This window comes from Clostridium mucosae, assembly GCF_024622765.1.
In the GTDB taxonomy this organism is placed as follows: Bacteria; Bacillota; Clostridia; order Clostridiales; family Clostridiaceae; genus Clostridium.
In genome coordinates this window covers 626,904-648,399 of sequence record NZ_JANKAF010000001.1, presented here as the reverse complement: position 1 = coordinate 648,399, position 21,496 = coordinate 626,904, and the positions used below count along the sequence as shown (strand labels likewise).

The window sequence follows — 21,496 nt, the reverse complement described above, 5'->3', positions numbered from 1 at the left end:
ATTTAAATATAGGAAAAGTGAAAGGAGGATAAAAATGCATAATGATATAGGCTTATATAGAAGCTCTTTTGAGCATGATGCATGTGGAATAGGTGCAGTAGTAAATATTGATGGTAAAAAGACTCATACGGCAGTAGAAGATGCTTTAAATATTTTAATTAACTTAGAACATAGAGGTGGAACAGGAGCTGACGGTAAAACTGGAGATGGGTCAGGCATATTATTTCAAATTCCTCACAGATTTTTTAAAGAGGAAGTCCAGAGACTCGGAGTTATACTGCCAGATGAAGAAGAATATGCAGTTGGAATGTTCTTTTTACCAGTAGATGAATTTGACAAAGTAAATTGTATAAATATATTTGAAAAACTTTGCAATGAAGAAAGTCTTAAAATATTAGCATGGAGAGAAGTTCCAGTAAATCCAGCAGAGCTTGGAGATTTTGCAATTTCATCAATGCCATGTATTAAACAAGTTATAATAGAGAGACCTTATTATATTAAAGATGTTAAAGAATTTGAAAGAAAATTATATATATTAAGAAGAAGATTTGAAAAAGAATTAGTAACTGAAAATGCTTATATTTCATCTCTTTCATGTAAAACAATTGTTTATAAGGGATTACTTTTAGCTGGACAACTTAAAAACTTTTATAAAGATTTATCTAGTGCAAAAGTTGAATCTTCAATTGTAATGGTTCACTCAAGATATAGTACTAATACTGTTCCTAGTTGGAAAAGAGCACATCCTAATAGATATATAATTCATAATGGAGAAATTAATACTCTTAGAGGAAATATCAATAGCTTACTTGCTAGGGAAGGTAATTTAAAATCAAAAGTGCTCAAAGAAAACTTAAATAAAGTTCTACCTATTATAAAAGCAGAAGGATCAGATTCAGCTATACTAGATAATACCCTAGAATTTTTGATTATGAATGGAAGAAGTATTGAAGAGGCTATAATGATGTTAATTCCAGAACCATGGGATAAAAATCAATCTATTTCTAAAGAAGAAAGAGCATTTTTTGAATATAATGCAACTTTGATGGAGCCATGGGATGGGCCAGCAGCTATAGTATTTACTGATGGAGATGTAATGGGAGCAACTTTAGATAGAAATGGATTAAGGCCTGCTAGATATTATATAACTAAAGATAATAGGTTAGTACTATCTTCAGAAGTTGGTGCACTTGATATAAAAAATGAAGAAATAATTTCTAAAGGTAGATTAACACCAGGGAAAATGCTTTTAGTTGATACTAAAAATAGAAAACTTTTAAACGATTCAGAACTTAAAGAAAAGTATTATTCAAGATTACCTTATTTAAATTGGATAGAAAATAATATAATTACTCTTGATAAAATTAAAGTTTATCAAGATAATACTACTGTAATTTCAAAGGATGATAGGCATGTTTTAATGAAAGCTTTTGATTATAGTTATGATGACTTAAAAAATACTATATTACCTATGAGTGAAAATGGACAAGAACCCTTAAGCTCAATGGGGATAGATACACCACTTGCAGTTTTATCAAACTCACCACAATTGCTGTTTAATTATTTTAAACAGTTATTTGCTCAAGTAACAAATCCTCCAATAGATGCTATAAGAGAAGAAGTTATTACTTCTACTACAGTATATATAGGCTCACAAGGAAATATAGTAGAAGATTCAGAAGATAACTGTAAACAAATTAAATTATCATCTCCAATATTATCAAATGAAGATTTGTTAAAAATAAAGAATATAAATAATGAAGATTTTAAAACTAAAACAATCAGTATTTTATATGGTAAGGAAAGTGGAGAGTATGATTTAGAAAAGGCACTATATAACTTATCTTTAGAAGTAGAAAAAGCTTGTTATGAAGATTATAATATTTTAATTTTAAGTGATAGAGGATTAAATAATAAACTAATACCAATTCCTTCATTACTAGCACTTTCTTCAGTTCATAATTATCTTATTAAGAAAGGTTTAAGAAGCAAAATTGACATTTTAGTTGAAAGTGCTGAACCTAGAGAAATACATCATTTTGCAACACTCATATCCTTTGGAGCATCTGCTATAAATCCTTATTTAGCTTATGAATCTATAAAACAATTAGAAGATGATAACTTATTAAAAGAAGATTATGAGATATCAGTTAAAAAATATAATAAAGCTATACTAAAAGGATTAGTTAAGATTATATCTAAAATGGGTATTTCAACTATTCAATCTTATAGAGGAGCACAAATCTTTGAAGCTGTTGGAATTAACAGTGAAGTCATAAATAAGTATTTTACTAATACTGTTAGTAGAATTGAAGGAATATCATTAAAGGAAATACAAGAAGAAGTTTTAATAAGGCATAAAAATGCATTTAGGAAAAGTAATGTGAATTTCGACTTTGTTTTGGATTCGAAAGGAAGAGATAAATTACGTTCTGGAAAAGAAGAACACTTATATAATCCACTAACTATTCATAAATTGCAACAAGCTACAAAGACAGGTAGTTATGAAACATTCAAAGAATATTCAAATCTAGTAAATAGTGATGAAAGATTTTTTACATTAAGAAATTTAATGGATTTTAAATTTTTAAGTAATCCAATACCTATAGACGAAGTAGAGTCTATAGAATCAATTGTGAAGAGGTTTAAAACTGGAGCTATGTCATATGGGTCTATTTCTAAGGAAGCTCATGAAGCTTTAGCCATAGCAATGAATAGGATAGGTGGAAAATCTAATACTGGAGAAGGTGGAGAAGATAGTGATAGATTTACACAAGATGCAAATGGTGATTCAAGAAAATCCTCAATAAAACAAATTGCATCAGGTAGATTTGGAGTTACTTCTGAATATTTAATTAATGCAAATGAATTACAAATTAAGATGGCTCAAGGGGCAAAACCTGGAGAAGGTGGCCAACTTCCAGGTAATAAAGTATATCCTTGGATAGCTAAAACTAGAGGAGCTACTACAGGTGTTGGCCTTATATCGCCTCCTCCACATCATGATATATATTCAATTGAAGACTTAGCTCAACTTATATATGATTTAAAACAAGCTAATGATAGAGCAGATATATCTGTAAAGCTTGTTGCAGAGGCTGGCGTTGGTACAGTAGCAACTGGAGTTGCAAAAGCTGGTGCAAATGTGATATTAATTTCTGGACATGATGGAGGTACTGGTGCTTCACCTAAGACTTCAATTCAAAATGCAGGATTACCTTGGGAATTAGGACTTGCAGAAACTCATCAAACATTAATTTTAAATGGTTTAAGAGATAGAGTTAGATTAGAAACTGATGGTAAGCTTATGACAGGAAGAGATGTAGCTATAGCTGCATTATTAGGTGCAGAAGAATTTGGCTTTGCCACTGCTCCATTAATTTCTTTAGGTTGTGTTATGATGAGAGTTTGTAATTTGGATAGTTGTCCTGTAGGTATTGCTACTCAAAATAAAGAACTTAGAAATAGATTCAAGGGTAAACCTGAATATGTAATTAATTTTATGTATTTTATTGCAGAAGAATTAAGAGAGTATATGGCAAAATTGGGCTTTAGAACTGTTGAAGAAATGATAGGTAGATTTGATAGATTAAAACAAAAAGAAAATATCAAAGGCTATAAAAGGAGCAAAGTAAATTTATCATCTATCTTTGTTCAGGATAAGAAGTTCCTGAGCTTAAAAAATAAATTCAATAAAAATCATAAAATAGAACTTGCTAAAACTTTAGATAGAAGTCTATTAATTCCTATGATAGAGAAATACTTCAATGGAGAAAATACTTTAAATCTTGATATAGATATAATGAATACTGATAGAACACTTGGAACATTGCTTGGTTCAGAAATTACAAGGAAGTATGGATACAATACTTTAAAAGATGATTCCGTAATACTAAACTGTACTGGAGCAGGTGGACAAAGTATTGGTGCTTTTATACCTAAAGGAATAACAATTAAAGTTAATGGCGATTGTAATGATTATTTAGGTAAAGGCTTATCAGGTGGAAAGATAGTAGTAAAAAATCCTAAGGACTGCAATATAAAGCCTGAAGAAAATATAATTATAGGTAATGTAGCATTATATGGTGCTACTTCAGGAAAAGCATTTATAAATGGAGTTGCTGGAGAAAGATTTTGTGTTAGAAATTCTGGGGCTATAGCAGTTGTAGAAGGTGTTGGAGCTCATGGTTGTGAATATATGACTGGTGGAACGGTTGTTCTACTTGGGGAGTGTGGAATTAACTTTGCAGCTGGAATGAGTGGTGGAATTGCTTATATATATAATAAAAACAACAATTTTAATAGCAATTTAAATAAAGAAATGGTTGAAATTGAAAAATTAGATGATTCAGATATAGATAAGGTAAAATCTTTAATAGAAGAACATGTTGAAGCTACTGATTCTAATCTTGGAACGCAATTATTATTAAATTGGAGTATTGAAAGTAATAAATTCTTAAAAGTAGTTCCAAATGACTACAAAAAGATTATTACTTTAATAGATGAAAAGAAAGCAGAAGGATTAAATCATGAAGATGCTGTATTAGCAGCCTTTTATGAAAGGAGTGCAATATAATGGGAAAACCAACTGGATTTTTAGAGTTTGAAAGAAAAGTAGGTATAAATGATTCTGTAAAAGAAAGAACAACTCATTATAAAGAATTTCATAACTTACTTTCAGAAAGTGAGCAAATAAAACAAGGTGCTAGATGTATGGATTGTGGTATACCTTTTTGTCAATCAGGACTCCTTATAAATGGAATGGCATCAGGATGTCCTCTAAATAACTTAATACCAGAATTTAATGATTTAATATATAAAGAAAACTGGGATTTAGCATTACAAAGGCTATTAAAAACAAACCCATTTCCTGAGTTTACAGGAAGAGTCTGTCCAGCTCCATGTGAATCAGCTTGTACAGTTTCTATAAATTCTCCTGCTGTAAGTATAAAGGAAAATGAAAGATATATAATTGATAAAGCATTTAAAGAAGGTAAAATTAAAGCAATAGAGCCTAAATATAGAAATCACAAAAAAGTTGCTGTTATTGGATCAGGCCCATCAGGACTTGCATGTAGTTACCTTTTAAATAAATTAGGATACTACGTAGATGTATACGAAAGAGAAGATAGAGTTGGTGGATTGTTAATGTATGGCATACCTAATATGAAGTTAGATAAAGAAGTTGTAAATAGGAGAGTTGCTATCTTAAAAGATGAGGGGATTAATTTCTTTACTAACACAGATATATGCAAAGATAGTCAATTAATAGAAAAGGTATTGAAAGACTACGATGCTGTAGTTTTAGCAACTGGAGCTACAAAGCCAAGAGATTTAAATGTACCTGGAAGAAACTTTAAAGGTATAGAATTTGCAGTTAATTATTTAAAAGAAAATACTAGAAGCTTATTAAATAAAAAAAATACTGACATTTTTATTTCTTGTAAAAATAAAAATGTTTTAATAATTGGTGGTGGCGATACAGGAACAGATTGTGTTGCTACTGCTATAAGACAAGGTTGTAAATCAGTAATACAATTAGAAATAACTAATCCTCTTCCTAAAGATAGACAGAGTAATAATCCATGGCCAGAGTGGAGTAAAACACTTAAAGTTGATTATGGTCAAGAAGAATCTATAGAGTTATTTGGAAAAGATCCTAGAAGATATTGTACTAGTGTAAAAGAATTTATAGGTGATGAAGAAGGTAATGTTAAATCAGCTATTACAATAAAAGTTGAATGGATAAAAGATGAAACGGGTAAAACTACTTTTAAAGAAATACCTAATAGTGAAGAACTGATTGATGTAGATATTGTATTACTAGCAATGGGTTTTGTGGGAACAGAAGAGTATATAATAAGAGGCTTTAATTTGAAATCAGATAATAGGGGAAACATTAAAGCTGACTATGGAAGTTTTATAACTAATAAAGAAAAAGTATTTACTTGTGGGGATGCTAGAAGAGGTCAATCTTTGGTAGTTTGGGCAATAAGAGAAGGCATAGAAGCAGCAATCGCAGTTAATGGGTATTTAGATTTGAAAGAATAATTATTATAAATAGGGGGCATTTATATGACAAATTCATTAATCAAAACAGAAATCCAAATAAAAGCAATTAAAGATTTTTTTGAAAAGACTCTATCAGATAAATTAAACTTAACTAGAGTTTCAGCTCCTTTATTTGTTGAAGCAAATACAGGGATCAATGACAATTTAAATGGTATAGAAAGACCTGTTTCCTTTGATATGCTTGCAGATAAAAAGGAAGTTGAAGTAGTACATTCTTTAGCAAAGTGGAAAAGACTTAGTTTAAAGAGGTATGGCTTTCAGCCGTATTCAGGATTATATACCGATATGAATGCAATTAGAAGAGATGAAGAATTAGATAATCTTCATTCAATTTATGTAGATCAATGGGACTGGGAAAAAATAATTCTTAAAGCAGATAGGAATAAAGAATACTTAAAGAAAACTGTAAAAGATATATATAATGTTTTTAAAGAAACAGAAAAATATGTGAATGAGAATTTACAAACTATGTCTTTTCAACTACCGGAAGATATCTATTTTATAACAACCCAAGAATTAGAAGATTTATACCCAGAGTTATCTCCGAAAGAAAGAGAAAATGAAATTTGTAAGGATAAAGGTGCAGTTTTTTTAATGGAAATTGGGGATTTATTGAATTCTGGAATAAAGCATGATGGAAGAAGCCCAGATTATGATGATTGGACTTTAAATGGAGATATTTTAGTATGGTATCCTGTTTTAAATATGGCATATGAACTTTCATCTATGGGAATAAGAGTTGATGAAGAGGCTTTAGAAAGTCAATTAATTAAAAGTAATTGTGAAGATAGAAAAAAATTGCAATTTCATAAAGGAATTTTGCAAAAAGAGTTGCCTTATACAATAGGTGGAGGAATAGGTCAATCTCGTATATGTATGTTCTTTTTAAATAAACGTCATATAGGAGAAGTTCAATGTTCTATTTGGGATGAAAAAAATAAAGATTTTTGCAGAAAAAGTGAAATAGACTTATTATAGTAAAAATTTCTTCATTTAAAATTTTAGATTTTTCACATACTAATAATGTGAATATCTGAAAAGGAGGTACAAAAGATGATTAAAAAATTTGCTATGTTTTTTATTTTAACAGCTACTGTAATGAATTTCTCAAATTTGAAATACGTACAAGCTGATGACGTAAAGAATAAATCAAATGCTTTTAGAGTATCTAGCGATGCTATAGTTGATTTAGGTAAAGAAAAATTTGATGACTTTTGGACTCCAGAAAATGAAGGTTATTTTAGTGCATCACAAAAAGAAAAATTAAATGAATTAAGAGAAAAAGTAAATAATGGTGATATGTTAACTACTACTGAAAGAAATGAATTAAAAAACATGAAAGCAGAAGTAATAAAAGTTAAATTAGGTGATGCAAAATTTCAAGAGTTACAAAAACTTATTGAAAAAAGAGAAGGTTCAACTGAACTTACGCTACCAGAAAGACAGAGATTATATGAATTAAATAAAGAAGCCAAGGGCGTAAAATAAAAGATATTCACAAAGTGGAAAAGCATTAAAGATAAATTTAATGCTTTTCTTATTTTTGTAAAGTAATAGTCATGTTACTTTATTGATAAAGGCTTAAGTTTATTTCTTAAGAATCAAGAAGCATATTTAAAATGATTTGATTTTTAGTAATTACAAAGCAAGTAAATTTAAATATATACAATTTTTTATAAAAAATATTAGGATTATGTATAAAAAGATGATAAAATTATAAAAACGTATATTTTTAAAAATTATAAGTTTAATATCTGTATTGGAAGGAATGGTTATTATGGAAAAATATAAAGAAGAGTTTATTGAATTTATGGTTGAAAGTAATGTATTAAAATTTGGAGAGTTTGTTACTAAAAGTGGAAGAAAGACACCGTTCTTTATTAACACAGGTAATTATACTACTGGAAAACAATTAAAAAAGCTTGGTGAATTTTATGCAAAAGCTATAAATAAGCATTTTGGAGATAATTTTGATGTTTTATTTGGACCTGCATATAAAGGAATCCCACTTACAGTAACCACAGCAATTTCTTTAAGTGAATTATATAATATAAATGTTGAGTATTGCTCTAATAGAAAAGAAGTAAAGGATCATGGTGAAGGTGGAATTCTATTAGGTGGATCTTTAAGTGATGGAAAAAGAGTTGTTATTGTTGAAGATGTTATGACTGCAGGGACATCAATATATGAAACTACTCCTATTTTAAAATCTCAAGGAGATGTTGATATAAAGGGTCTTATTATATCAGTAGATAGAATGGAAAAAGGGAAATCAGAAAAATCTGCACAAGAAGAAATTAAAGAAGTTTTTGGAATAACTACATATCCTATAGTTACGATGAAAGAAGTTGTGAATTACTTATATAATAGAGAAGTAAACGGTAAAGTATATATAGATGATACTATGAAAAATTCTATTGAAGACTATTATAGTAAATATGGAGTTTCTTATAATAATTAATAAAGTGTTAAAATTAAAGTATTATATAGAGACATGAGTATGTCAAATGAATGAGAAAGATTATGAAATACTTTTATGAATATATAATTTGTATTTATAATTTAATAAGATAAAAAAAGGCTAGCATAACATGCTGGCCTTTTATAATGAAGTATTTTCTGTAAGAAATTTAAAAACTTCAAAAATTAGAGCTACTATTTCTTTATTTTCAAAACCATAAAAATTATGACCACCAGAATTTAAGCTAAGTAGCTTTGTATTAACATCTTGATTTTTGAGCTTATTATATAAATCTACAGAATTTGTATATGGAACTAATTCATCATTTTTGCTATGTATTATTAAAGTGCTTGGAGATGACTCATCCACATAATTGATTGGGCTATATATATCACCTAAAAATGATTTTTCCTTTAACCTTTCTATTTCATCCTTAAATTCTTTATCAGCCACCGAAAAATCTAATGTAGATAATTCTGTAGGACCAAATATATCAATTAGATAATTAACTTTAGATGGATAACTTGCTAAATCTTTATCTCCAATGAATTCATCATCACTTGTATAAGCAGATAGTAAGGATAAATGTGCCCCAGATGATATTCCAAGAAGTCCAATGTCATTAGTGTCAAAATTATATTCATCCTTGTTTTTATATACCCATCTTATGGCATCTTTTACATCACTTACAGGGTTTGAGATAGGGGTATCTTCCTTTAATAATTCATAGGATACACTTATTATACTAAATCCTCTTTTATTGAATGCATTTATTATAGGGTCTAATCCTATTGGAATTCCATTATCGCCATATATCCAACTACCGCCATGTACGTATATAATAACAGGAGAAGGCTTATTAGTAATATTAGATTTATATATGTCTAAAAACACATCCTCAGATAAACTTTCTTTATATTTTAATCCTCTTACATCCATAGATGTAGAACAATAGTAATCAGTTAATTCACTTAAGGTTGCTACACTTTTATTTGAATCTTTTAAATCTTTAATAATATCAAATGTTATTAAAATTGCACCTTTGAAGTAAAAAGCAATAATTAGGGATGTTGTCATAAATGATACTACAAATAATACTATTAATTTATATATTTTCTTCAAAAGATCAACTCCTTATTTTTAAGCTATTAGTATTATAGACAATAAATGAAAATAATAATTTAAATTTAGTTATAAATTATCATTTTTATGAATATATTGTATTAGTACTATTAACTTAAATTAAAACAGGGGGGAGTTGCTTTACATTAGCAGCGGATTTAATAAATGGTAAGTGATTTAGTTAAAGAAGAAGATATTTTAAATACATTAAGCTTTGATTATATATTTGAAAGTATTATAGAATATTTGAAGGATGATAAAGATTTAATAATTAACAATTGTAGTGAAGAATACCTAATAAATATTTTCCAAGGAATTTTATATAAGCTTTCATTTAATGAAGAACAAGTATTAATTTTATACGATGATTATATTAATAAAATTACAGATACAAAATTCATAAAAGACTTAGATAAAAAAGCTATTTATTTAAATAGTTCAACTGACTTTGAAAATAATTTAAAAGAACAATTGTTAAGTTTACCAGAAACTACTGGGAAAACAATTATAAGTAAAGTAGAAGTGTTGTCTAGAAGTATTGATAAAAAGAGTAACCAATTAGTAGATTTAATTAAGTTCTTTACATTAGAAAAGAATAAATCATTATCGCTAATAGAAAAATACAAGACAACTAAAAAGAAATTAAGCAAGTATGATTCCTTATATAAATATTATAGTATATATAGAATAAAGAAGCCTTTTGAAAAATATAGTTACTTTGAAATAACTAGTTGTGTTAATAAAATTATTAATTCTGATATAATAAAAAAATATATAAAATATAGAAGATTTATCGATAATAATAAATTTAAAATCATTAAAGAACCAATTAATTATGAAATGTTAAATTTAGCAATTTATAAAATTGATGAGTTAAATAAAGATGCGAATTTCAAAGTGCCTTTAAAGTACACTCAATATACAGATGACTTTATAGAAACTTTCTCTGTAAACCCTAAGATGCAAAGTGAAGATTTGAAGAACTTAGTTAATATAGTTAACTTAAAATATAATTATAATTTATTAAATCATCAAAAGAAAAATAAGTTATTAAGTTTATTTACTAAAAGAAAAGATAATATAGATTATGAAAATAATATAAATAAATACTCTAGCATTGAAGCTGATATCACAAGAGAGTATGAAGATAATTTAAATAATATGAATTCATATATCAATAAATTAAGCTTTTTGAAGGATATATTAAATAAGAAAGAATTTAATAGCTTATTGACTGATCTTATCAAGGGCGAAGATTTAAAGGATGATTTATTACTATATAGAAAGATATTTAATTTATCTTATGAGATAAGAAGTCTGTTAAATCTAATAAATGCTCTAAGTGAAATTGAAATTGAATTATTAAGCTATGCTTATAATAATACTGAAGACAAAAAGTATATGGAGGATATTATTATAAATATCCCTAAATTAAAACTATATTTGGAAATTGAAGAAGAGGAATTGAAATCCGCTGATACTTTAGATAAATATAATGATTTTGAAAAAATATTAAATGAATTAAATGAAGATATAACAATTAGAAATAGTTTAATACCTAAATCTATAAATTATAAATGGGACAATAAATTAAGAGAAAGACTTCAAATGGTAAAAAATAATATTGAGAAATTTGATTTTTCAAATAAAGAAATGATTGAAGGTTTATTTCCATGTATAATTTCCAAAGTAGATGAGTTACAATTAAAGAATATAGGTGAAAACAATATAAGATTTAATAAAGTAATTTATATAAGTGAAAAGAACAAACTAGATAATCAAACATTAGAAATAATAAAAAAATTAAGTGAAAATATTATAATATTCTGTGAAGATAAAATAGATGATTCTATAAATCTTAAAAGTTATACGAATTTAGATATATCAAATATAAATGAATCATTAATCTCTGAAAATTCAAGTGAAAATATTATTATTAATGAAATACAAAAATACTTAGAAGGATTAGGATATATAAGCGAAAAGAACGTATGCATAGATAAATTTGACATCAAATTATTAATAAAAGATAATAATCTAAATACAATTGCAGCATTAGAAATAGACTCTGAAATTATAAATATTGATTCAACTTATAAATTAAAAGATCTCTATTTAAATAAAGTACTAAATGATAAAAATATCAAATTATATAGAGTATGGAGTAGAGATTGGTGGATAAATAAGTCAAAAGAGTTATCTAAATTAGAGGAATTTTTACAAATGAAATAAAATATTGACTTCATAAAGTTTATACAATATAATATTATAGAAAATTAAATAAGACAGTTCGGAAGCCTCCTGTCTATAAACAAAACTACGGTTATTAATTGCAATTTATATTAAGTGTGATTTTATTCGTAGAGGGTTCATTTATGTGAGCTCTCTATTTTATTTTTACATCTATTATTATCGTAATTTTATTTCGTATGTTTTTATTTTGGAGGTGTCTATTTTAGGCACTTTTTTTATTATTTTTTTAGTAGTGTATAAATAATATTTTGGAGGAGATTACATTGAGAGAAAACGTAACTAAAAAATTAGTCAAAGCAGCATTAGTTGCAGCAATTTATGCAGCACTTACAATCGTGTTGGCACCTATAAGCTATGGACCAATACAATTTAGATTATCAGAGATTTTAGTCTTATTAGCGTTTATAGATCCTTTTTACATAGGTGGATTAACTTTCGGATGTCTTTTAGCAAATATACTAGGTGGATTAGGTATTATGGATATAGTATTTGGAACACTAGCAACATTTTTAAGTGTATCTGCAATATCACTTACAGCTAAATATATTAAATCAAAAAACTTAAGTTTAATTATCGGTTCATTATGGCCAACTATTTTTAATGGTATTATAGTAGGGTGGATGATAAGTGTTGTTTCTGAATTACCAATGGTAATAACTATGCTACAAGTTGGAATTGGTGAGTTTGTAGTTGTTACTGTAGTAGGTATACCAGTATTTAAATTAATAGAAAATAAATATAAGGGCAAAATAGCTCTACAATAAATGATAAGCTTAGATACTTTATAGTTGTCTAAGCTTACTTTTTTATTTACAATAGTTATATACTAATAGATAAATAGTTAAGGAGATATGTATGAATTTAATTACATTAGAAAATATAACTAAGACTTATAGTGAGAAAATCTTATTAAACAACGTAACATTGAATATAAATGATGGAGATAAAATTGGTTTAATAGGTTTAAATGGAGCAGGAAAATCAACATTACTTAAAATATTAACAGGAAGAGATGAATTCTTTGATGGGAAGATAGTAAAAGGGAAAAATATAAGAATAGAATATTTAGCACAAGATACAAAATATGATGATAATTCTACTATATTAGAACAGATATTTAGAGGAGATACTCCTGAAATGAAACTTTTAATGGAGTATGAAGAGTTACTAGAAAAGGTTAATAGTGATGTATCTCTTAATGATAAATTAATAGCACTTCAAAGTAAAATAGATACTATGAATTTATGGGATTTAGAAAGTGATGCTAAAACTATTTTGACTAAACTTGGAATAAGTGATTTTAATAAAAAAATGTCAGAGTTATCTGGAGGTCAAAGAAAAAGAGTATTTTTAGCTTCTTCATTAATAACCCCTTGTGAGCTACTAGTATTAGATGAGCCTACTAACCATCTTGATTCTGAGTCAATAGAGTGGTTAGAGGAGTACTTAAATTCAAGAAAAGGCGCTTTAATAATGATTACTCATGATAGGTACTTCTTAGATAGGGTAACAAATAAGATACTAGAACTAGATAGAGGAAACCTTTATTTATATGATGGAAATTATAGTGACTTTCTAGAGAAAAAAGCTGAAAGATTACAAGTGGAAGCGGCTAAAGAAGAAAAAAGACAAAAGCTTATTTTAAAAGAGTTAAAATGGGTAAGAAGAGGTGCGAAGGCTAGGACTACTAAACAAAAAGCAAGGCTCCAAAGATTTGATGAATTAGTTAATACTGAATATATAACAGTAAATACTGATATAGAAATGCCTTTTATAGGAAGAAGATTAGGTAAAAAGATAATAGAAATAAATAATATATCTAAAGCATTTGATAATAAAGTTCTAATTAAAGATTTTAATTATATTTTTTCTAAAAACGATAGAATAGGTGTAATAGGAAAAAATGGTGCTGGAAAAACTACTTTAATAAATATGATAATTGGTGCGTTAAGACCTGATAGTGGAGAGATAGAAATTGGAGATACTGTAAGTATAGGAGCTTTCTCACAAGATAATACTCATATGGATTTAAATCAAAGAGCTATAGATTATATAAAAGAAGGTGGGGAAAATATACCAACTGAAGATGGGTACAATATAACAGCATCTCAATTAGCTGAAAGATTCCTTTTTGATGGTACGCTTCAATATACTCCAATTGAAAAACTATCAGGTGGAGAAAGAAGAAGGTTACATTTACTAAGAGTGTTAATGGAATCTCCCAATGTACTTATTCTAGATGAGCCTACAAATGATTTAGATATTGAAACTCTTAAGATATTAGAAGACTTTTTAGATGAGTTCTTAGGGGTAGTAATTATAGTATCACATGATAGATATTTCTTAGATAGATTATGTAATAAAATCTTTTCATATGAAGGTAATGGAATAGTTAAACAATATGTAGGTAATTATAGTGATTATTTAATACATAAGGAATATGAGATAAAGCCTGAGAAATCTCAAACTGAAGTAAAGGAAAAGAAGTCTAATCAAAAAGAAAATAAAAATGTTTCTTCTAAACCTAAATTTACTTTTAAAGAACAAAAGGAATTTGAAGAAATTTATTCTGTTATAGATTCTTTAGAAAATGAACTTACTGTGATAGAAGATAAAATGGCAAAAAATGCTTCAAATTATGGAGCTCTAAATGAACTTATGAAAGAAAAGGAATCTATAGAAGAGGAACTTTTATTTAAATATGAGAGATTAGAATATTTAGAAGATATTGCTAATAAAATTGAAGAATATAAAAACAGATAAATTTAGAAGTAATAGCTTTCTCATTTTGCATTATTATAGTATAATATTTGTGTAACAAGACTCACAAATATAATGTGAAAAGGAGAAAAACTATGAAGAAACTTATTAAAAGTTTAAGTGTTTTATTAGTATCTTTTGTTTTAGTTGGTTGTGGTAGTAAAAGTGCTAATGTAGAATTAAAAGAAGGATTAACTGCTAAAGATGTAGTAGCAAAGGTTGGAGAAGAAGCACCTCTGCAAATGCCTCAAGAATTCGATGAACAAATGGCTACTGATATAGCTAAATTAAACTTAGATGATGTTGAAGATTATGGTATTATTAAAGCAATGGTTATTAACTCTGCGGATGTAGCAGCTGTTGTAAAGGCTAAAGAAGGAAAGGTTGAATCCGTTAAAGCTGTTTTACAAGATGTACTTGATACAGAAAAAAATAATGCATATTTACCAGATCAAAAAGAAAAGTTAGAAAAAGCTATACTTACTGTAAAAGGTAACTATGTTATATTATTAGTTAATGAGGATATTAAAGCAGCGGAGAAAGCTGTAAATGAATGTTTTAAATAAGATTAAAATCAAAAGCTAGATGAGAAAATTTTCTTATCTAGCTTTTTTAGAAAGGATTTAGTATGGTTTTCAGTAGTCTAATTTTTATATTTAGATTTTTACCTATATTTGTAGGAGTATATTATATAACTCCATATAAATATAAGAATCTTTGTATACTTATATTTAGTTTATTTTTTTATTCATTTGGAGAACCTAAGTACTTTCCTATAATGGTTTCATCAATTATTGTTGATTATACAATATCATTATTAATTCAAAAGAATTTTAAAAATAGAAGTAAATGCAAAGTTTTATTATTAATATCTACAGTATTTAATATAGGGATTTTAATTTGTTTTAAATATTCAAATTTCTTTATAGAAAATATAAATTTATTGTTTAATTCTTCAATAAGAAAAATTAACTTAACATTACCACTAGGAATAAGTTTTTATACCTTTCAGACGTTATCTTATACTATTGATGTGTATAAAGGAAAGGTTGAAGCTGAGAGAAATCTAATAGATTTTGGAGCTTTCGTTTCTTTGTTTCCACAGCTAATAGCAGGTCCAATAGTAAAATATAGTGATATAAACAAAGAAATAAAAAATCGTTCTATAACTATGAGTAATTTTGAGTTAGGATTAGAGGAATTTATAATAGGATTATCAAAAAAGGTATTAATAGCTAATAATATAGGTATGCTTTGGTCTGAAATATCTAGTAAGGAATTAGTTAATATATCAACACCTCTAGCTTGGCTTGGTATAATATCTTTTTCATTTCAGATATATTTTGACTTTAGTGGATATTCATCAATGGCTATAGGCCTTGGAAAAATGATAGGGTTCAACTTCCCGAATAATTTTAATTTTCCATACATATCTAGGAGTATAACTGAATTTTGGAGAAGGTGGCATATAACTTTAGGTTCCTGGTTTAAAGAATATGTATATATTCCTTTAGGAGGAAATAGAGTGAACAAAAGAAGGGTATTTTTTAATTTATTGATAGTCTGGTTTTTAACTGGATTCTGGCATGGTGCTGAATATACATTTATTTTGTGGGGATTATATTTCTTTGTATTACTTTATATAGAGAAAATATTTTTAGAAAAAGTTCTAAAAAAATATGTAATTTTCTCGTATTTATATACCATATTCTTTTTAATAATAGGATGGTGTTTATTTGCTATAAGTGATATTACAACTTTAAGTATTTATATAAAAAAGATGTTTGCTATGGATTTTAGAAGTGATTGGATTTACTATACTAGAAACTATTTTATAGTTATTATATTATGCATTATTTTTTCAACTCCAATAGTACTAAAAATATATAGTAAGCTGAATAAGGTGATTAAATCAATAATTATTGTATTGCTTTTTATAATGTCTGTAGCATATTTAGTAGATAGTAGTTACAATCCATTTTTGTATTTTAGGTTTTAGTAGGAGGAGAGTATGATTAAAAAGATAGTAAAGTATCCAATAAGTATATTTGTCTTAATGATAATTATAATTATTACAATATTGGATATATTCAATAGAGATAAAGACTTTTCCAACTTTGAAAATAGATCCTTAGCTCAAAAGCCAGTATTCTATTTTGACGATTTTCTTAAAGGAAGATTTACTAAAGATTATGAAAGATACATTAATGACCAATTTGTTTTTAGGGATAAGTGGATAGATTTAAAATCTAGAAGTGAATTTCTATTAGGTAAGATAGAAAATAATAATATAATTTACGGGGAAAATAATTTTTTGTTTGAAAAATATCAGAAAATAGATGAAAAAAGTTTAACTAAAAATATTGAATTCCTTTTATCTTTTATAAACAAAACACCTAAAGATAAGGTGAATTTTATGATTATTCCAAGTTCATATACTATATATAAGGATTATTTGCCTTATGGAGTAGAGTTAGTAGATCAAGAAACGTATATAAAAGATATATATAATTATTTAAATAATTATAATAATATAAATATAATATCAATAATGGATAGCTTGAAGGAGAATAAAGATAAGTATATATATTATAAAACAGATCACCATTGGACCTCATTTGGAGCATATTTAGCATATAGTGAATTTGTTAAAAATAATAATTTAACTTTAGTTGATATGAGTCATTTTAATAAGAATGAAGTTGATAATTTTTATGGAACTTACTTTTCTAAAAGTAAAAACTTTAACGCAGAAAGTGATGTAATAACTTATTATGATTTACCCAATTTAAGTGTATCTATAGATGGAGTGCCTGTTGATAATATAAATGATGACTCAAGGTGGAGCAGTAGCGATAAATATTCAGCTTTTTTAAGGGGGAATAATGGATTAACAATAATTCAAAACAATGATATTTATAATAATAATAAAATATTAGTGTTGAAAGATTCATTTGCTAATTCTTTTATTCAATATCTAGTTAATAATTATAAAGAAGTATATGTTGTTGATTTAAGAAGTTTTATTGGTAGCTTTAATGAGTTTTTTGAAAGTAATAAATTTGATGATATATTAATAATGTATAATTTTATAAATCTTGTTGAAGACGTAAATATATCTAAAATTAAATATTAATACATTTAATAACACAACTTTATTGACAATGCTATAAATATTTGATACTCTTTTAAAGGTTGATTTATATAAAAATAGGAGGAAATTATGGAAGGAACAAAAGAAGTAAAAATTTTAGTTGCTGATCCATCAGCATTAGGATTATTTGGACTAGCTGTTATAACATTAGTTGCATCATCACAAAAACTAGGACTTACAGATGGGGTATCTCTAGTATTACCTTGGGCTATCTTCTTAGGAGCTACAGCTCAATTATTAGCGTCTATAAATGATTTTAAACACAACAATACATTTGGAGCTACAGCTTTTGGAGCATACGCGTTCTTTTGGTATGCAATGGGTATGACATGGCTAATACAAAATGGAGTATTTGGAGAAAAGCTTGCATCTGCAGCTGATACAAAACAATTAGGATTTGCCTTTTTAGCATATTTAATATTTACATTATTTATGACTATTGGAGCAATGGAAACTAATAAGGTATTATTTATAATTTTTGTTTTAATTGATTTTCTATTCATAGGATTAATGTTAAATTCATTTGGAATTGTACCACATTTTGCTCATAGTTTAGCTGCGTATTCAGAACTTGGAATTGCAATTTTTTCATTCTATGGAAGTGGTGCAGCTGTACTAAACAAGCATTTTGGTAAGGTATTTTTACCAATAGGTAAGCCATTTAATATTTTTAAATAAAGAATAAATGTGATATTATAAATATAGTGTTATTGTATTAAAATATGATTAACACTATATTTTTTTGTTTTATCGAGATTTAGTATAATTTTATTCCACATACAATAGTTAATTTATTTGATATAAGGAGAAATTTTATGAAAGTATCTATATTTTTAAAAGGTAAAAAGGATCCAGTTGTATATGAAGGAGAGAGAATAGATATAATAGATTTAAATTTAAATGGTATTGATTATAAGCAAGTTAGATGTTTCAATAAAAAAGGAAGCTCTAAATCGGAATTGATTGTAAATAATTTGATAAATAAAATTATTGAGTCATAAAAGGTGCTATAACAGCACTTTTTTTTATTTATCTAGAAATTTGAATTAAACATTATATCAAATTTATATAAGTTGTATTTTTATTAAAATTAGTTCTAAATTTATAGTGTTTACAATATTATAATAATGAAAAGATACTAACAGCATAATAAAATATGTATCTTGAAAAGACACTAACAGCTAATTAATATTATGCATATGCAATGTATGATATAATCATTATATAAACGTGTCTTGTATTAATTTTTAGGAGGAAAAAGATGTCTAGTGTTTTAAGTAAAATACGAGAAGAATTATATAAAGTCTCTGAAATAGATATGGAAGAAGAAGAAATAGTTAATATAAATGCAATAGAAGAGTTTATAGATAATATAGCATATTTTAGAAATGCTTCTGAAGGAGAAATAATAGAAAATTTCAGAAGCATTTTTTACTCAGGAACTGCTTGCAGCATTAAGTTATTATTCTTTATTAGAGATAAAATAAATGGATTAGGGGAGAGAAGAATATTTAGGGTTATTTTAAGATATCTAGCAAACGAACACCCAAAGTATATAAAAGATAACTTATCTCTAATTCCTAAGTATGGTAGATGGGATGATTTATATTCTTTATTTGATACGAAGCTTGAAGATGATGTTATAGATTTATTTAAGAATCAATTACAAATAGATCTTAACTCTAATAAACCATCTACATTAGCTAAATGGTTAAAGTCAGAAAATACTTCTTCTAAAGAATCTAAAAAGCTTGGTAATAAAACAAGAAGATTGCTTGGGTATTCGCCTAAGGAATATAGACGGTTGTTATCTAGTTTAAGAAAAAAGATAGATATAGTAGAAACTAATATAAGTAGGAGAGAGTATTCTAAAATAAATTATAAGAATCTTACAAAACTAAATATAAAGAAGTATAAAAAAGCATTTTTAAGAAATGATAGAGTGAATTATGAGAAGTTTAAAATGGAAAATAATAAAAATACCTTTATATTTGAATCCATTGAGAAGATGATTTCAATTATTAGAAATGATTTGAATAATTATAATATAAACAGTATAGAAGATATGTATATTAAGAATTTAGAATATTTAATAGATATAAATATAAGGAATTTAAATTCTTTTGAAGATACTTTGATAGTTAATGGAATTGAAGGAGAGTTTACAAAAGATCAAAATAAATACTTTGATGTATTAATTGCAACAATCCTTTTATATAATAAAATGAATTCAAACAGCTTCAAAAACTATTATATGTCCTTTAAGAAGAATTCTAAATTTAATAAATTAACAGGATCGAATTATATAGAAGATATCCAAATAATTTCTAAAAACAAAGTCAATTATAATATCGATTTAAATTCTGCGTTAGACTTATTATTATTTACTAGTATAAAAAAGAATTTAAAATCTGAAGCAATTCCCAAATCTATAATGTTTATATATAATAAATCTGAAGCTATTGACTTTATAGATATTGATGAGATGAATGAAAAGTGGGGAAATTCGGGATTTAAAATTCCTAGAATAAAGTTTTGGAATTTAAATAATTTATCTCCAAAGTTTTCGATAAAATATAAAGATAGTATTACGATTATTAATGGATATAACAATTCTATATGGAAGTATTTACTTGAAAGCAAAGAGATAAGTAATGGTAATATTATTATAGATAAATTTAATAATATTGAATATAAAGATTTAATTATTTAAATTAAACAATGCTAAGCATTGTTTAATGAAATATAACTTTACATAATGTTTAATATGTTTATTATGTAAAGTAGAATTTTATGATTGATTTAAGAAATTGAAATTTAAAAGCATATGTTATATATAATATGAATATAATTATATAAATCATTATAAATAAGATTATTTTGAAATACCTTTAATGAATTAAGCTATAAAAGTAATAAAACTAAAAAATAATATAATTATAGAAATAACAAATTTATATTAATTATGAATCTATATATTAATTATGAATCTATATAAATTAAGCTGTATAAAAAATAAATTTCAAAAGCTCTTAAATTTATATATTTATATGATATAAAGACAATTTAAATTATAAAATTTGTTACATTTGAAAATAATAAGGTTTTATAAATAAAGATGTTTATAATCAAATTAATACTAATTAATATAGAAAATGAAGAGTATAAATCACCAAAATATACCAAATTATTATAAAAAACCTTAAATTTTATTTCGCTAAATATACATTTATTATATTTCGTACTATTGTAATGCGAAAATCTCTGTGATATAATAAAATCAAGGCTTTAGAGAGATTTCGGGGGTGAAAAAATGTCTACAGGACGAACGAAAACATACAAATATAAAGATTTTTCTTATACTGACGACGTAAAAAGACTTTTAAATATCGAATTATCTAATAAGGATAAGAAAAAACTTGATGCAGTTTATAGTAATTATCATGATTTAGGTGTTCAGCGAGGATATGAATTTATAATTGAAGATCTATTTAAACTTGCTGAAATAAATAAGTTATCAACTTCTCAAATTGCACAAATTTATGATACAGGAATTAGAAATGTTCAAATTTGGCTTAAAGAACTTGGAATAAATCGTACTATTAAAAAAGCTCAAAAAATTACTAAGAAAAATTCTAAGGTGGATTTAGAATTGAATTCTGTTGAAAATTTAA

At 26.0% G+C, this 21,496-nt stretch carries 15 protein-coding genes; 14 read left to right on the top strand and 1 reads right to left on the bottom strand.

Going from position 1 to position 21,496, the window contains the following annotated elements; translation table 11 throughout:
• Positions 1-34: 34 nt before the first annotated feature.
• The 5 genes from gltB (at position 35) to pyrE (ending at position 8,533) form a co-directional block, all read left to right on the top strand.
• Positions 35-4,576: a glutamate synthase large subunit gene (gene gltB, locus NSA50_RS03210; protein WP_257442903.1), complete on the top strand. Its 4,542-nt coding sequence runs from the start codon at positions 35-37 to the stop codon at positions 4,574-4,576.
• Positions 4,576-6,051: a glutamate synthase subunit beta gene (locus NSA50_RS03205; protein WP_257442901.1), complete on the top strand. Its 1,476-nt coding sequence runs from the start codon at positions 4,576-4,578 to the stop codon at positions 6,049-6,051. Before gltB ends, NSA50_RS03205 begins: the two co-directional genes overlap by 1 nt.
• Positions 6,052-6,075: 24 nt before the next feature.
• Positions 6,076-7,050: an aspartate--ammonia ligase gene (gene asnA / locus NSA50_RS03200; protein ID WP_195263121.1), complete on the top strand. Its 975-nt coding sequence runs from the start codon at positions 6,076-6,078 to the stop codon at positions 7,048-7,050.
• A gap of 75 nt (positions 7,051-7,125) precedes the next feature.
• Positions 7,126-7,560 carry a hypothetical protein gene (locus tag NSA50_RS03195; protein ID WP_257442898.1) on the top strand — a complete coding sequence of 145 codons (435 nt, stop codon included), beginning with the start codon at positions 7,126-7,128 and terminating at the stop codon, positions 7,558-7,560.
• Positions 7,561-7,849: 289 nt separating this feature from the next.
• The gene (gene pyrE / locus NSA50_RS03190) at positions 7,850-8,533 is read left to right on the top strand and encodes an orotate phosphoribosyltransferase (RefSeq protein ID WP_195428164.1); all 684 of its coding nucleotides are present in this window, start codon (positions 7,850-7,852) and stop codon (positions 8,531-8,533) included.
• 141 nt (positions 8,534-8,674) lie between these two features.
• Here pyrE and NSA50_RS03185 read toward each other — a convergent pair whose 3' ends face one another.
• Positions 8,675-9,655 carry an alpha/beta hydrolase gene (locus NSA50_RS03185; protein WP_195428163.1) on the bottom strand — a complete coding sequence of 327 codons (981 nt, stop codon included), beginning with the start codon at positions 9,653-9,655 and terminating at the stop codon, positions 8,675-8,677.
• 165 nt (positions 9,656-9,820) lie between these two features.
• Here NSA50_RS03185 and NSA50_RS03180 point away from each other — a divergent pair, with 165 nt between their 5' ends.
• The 9 genes from NSA50_RS03180 (at position 9,821) to NSA50_RS03140 (ending at position 20,535) form a co-directional block, all read left to right on the top strand.
• Positions 9,821-11,887 carry a hypothetical protein gene (locus NSA50_RS03180; protein WP_195428162.1) on the top strand — a complete coding sequence of 689 codons (2,067 nt, stop codon included), beginning with the start codon at positions 9,821-9,823 and terminating at the stop codon, positions 11,885-11,887.
• Between the two features lie 284 nt (positions 11,888-12,171).
• On the top strand, positions 12,172-12,672 hold the full coding sequence (locus tag NSA50_RS03175) for a QueT transporter family protein (protein ID WP_195263126.1): 501 nt from the start codon (positions 12,172-12,174) through the stop codon (positions 12,670-12,672).
• Positions 12,673-12,763: 91 nt separating this feature from the next.
• Positions 12,764-14,671: an ABC-F family ATP-binding cassette domain-containing protein gene (locus NSA50_RS03170; protein WP_195263127.1), complete on the top strand. Its 1,908-nt coding sequence runs from the start codon at positions 12,764-12,766 to the stop codon at positions 14,669-14,671.
• 92 nt (positions 14,672-14,763) lie between these two features.
• Positions 14,764-15,234 carry a DUF4358 domain-containing protein gene (locus tag NSA50_RS03165; RefSeq protein ID WP_195428160.1) on the top strand — a complete coding sequence of 157 codons (471 nt, stop codon included), beginning with the start codon at positions 14,764-14,766 and terminating at the stop codon, positions 15,232-15,234.
• A gap of 62 nt (positions 15,235-15,296) precedes the next feature.
• The gene (locus NSA50_RS03160) at positions 15,297-16,667 is read left to right on the top strand and encodes an MBOAT family O-acyltransferase (RefSeq protein ID WP_257442889.1); all 1,371 of its coding nucleotides are present in this window, start codon (positions 15,297-15,299) and stop codon (positions 16,665-16,667) included.
• Positions 16,668-16,679: 12 nt separating this feature from the next.
• On the top strand, positions 16,680-17,804 hold the full coding sequence (locus NSA50_RS03155) for a DHHW family protein (RefSeq protein ID WP_257442888.1): 1,125 nt from the start codon (positions 16,680-16,682) through the stop codon (positions 17,802-17,804).
• A gap of 87 nt (positions 17,805-17,891) precedes the next feature.
• A complete protein-coding gene (locus NSA50_RS03150; RefSeq protein WP_195263131.1) occupies positions 17,892-18,500 on the top strand; it encodes an acetate uptake transporter in 609 nt (202 codons plus the stop codon).
• A gap of 137 nt (positions 18,501-18,637) precedes the next feature.
• Positions 18,638-18,823, top strand: coding sequence for a hypothetical protein (locus tag NSA50_RS03145; RefSeq protein ID WP_195263132.1), 186 nt, complete (start codon positions 18,638-18,640; stop codon positions 18,821-18,823).
• A 260-nt stretch (positions 18,824-19,083) separates the two neighbouring features.
• Positions 19,084-20,535, top strand: a complete 1,452-nt coding sequence (locus NSA50_RS03140; protein WP_257442885.1) for a DUF2828 domain-containing protein — start codon at positions 19,084-19,086, stop codon at positions 20,533-20,535.
• The last annotated feature ends 961 nt before the right edge of the window (positions 20,536-21,496 follow it).

Excerpts from the sequence above, each read along its gene's own strand:
- NSA50_RS03165 (WP_195428160.1), top strand. The coding sequence starts at position 14,764 with ATGAAGAAACTTATTAAAAGTTTAAGTGTTTTATTAGTATCTTTTGTT.
- NSA50_RS03195 (WP_257442898.1), top strand. The coding sequence starts at position 7,126 with ATGATTAAAAAATTTGCTATGTTTTTTATTTTAACAGCTACTGTAATG.
- NSA50_RS03180 (WP_195428162.1), top strand. The coding sequence starts at position 9,821 with ATGGTAAGTGATTTAGTTAAAGAAGAAGATATTTTAAATACATTAAGC.
- NSA50_RS03205 (WP_257442901.1), top strand. The coding sequence starts at position 4,576 with ATGGGAAAACCAACTGGATTTTTAGAGTTTGAAAGAAAAGTAGGTATA.
- NSA50_RS03160 (WP_257442889.1), top strand. The coding sequence starts at position 15,297 with ATGGTTTTCAGTAGTCTAATTTTTATATTTAGATTTTTACCTATATTT.
- NSA50_RS03155 (WP_257442888.1), top strand. The coding sequence starts at position 16,680 with ATGATTAAAAAGATAGTAAAGTATCCAATAAGTATATTTGTCTTAATG.
- asnA (WP_195263121.1), top strand. The coding sequence starts at position 6,076 with ATGACAAATTCATTAATCAAAACAGAAATCCAAATAAAAGCAATTAAA.
- NSA50_RS03140 (WP_257442885.1), top strand. The coding sequence starts at position 19,084 with ATGTCTAGTGTTTTAAGTAAAATACGAGAAGAATTATATAAAGTCTCT.
- NSA50_RS03145 (WP_195263132.1), top strand. The coding sequence starts at position 18,638 with ATGAAAGTATCTATATTTTTAAAAGGTAAAAAGGATCCAGTTGTATAT.
- NSA50_RS03170 (WP_195263127.1), top strand. The coding sequence starts at position 12,764 with ATGAATTTAATTACATTAGAAAATATAACTAAGACTTATAGTGAGAAA.
- pyrE (WP_195428164.1), top strand. The coding sequence starts at position 7,850 with ATGGAAAAATATAAAGAAGAGTTTATTGAATTTATGGTTGAAAGTAAT.
- NSA50_RS03150 (WP_195263131.1), top strand. The coding sequence starts at position 17,892 with ATGGAAGGAACAAAAGAAGTAAAAATTTTAGTTGCTGATCCATCAGCA.
- gltB (WP_257442903.1), top strand. The coding sequence starts at position 35 with ATGCATAATGATATAGGCTTATATAGAAGCTCTTTTGAGCATGATGCA.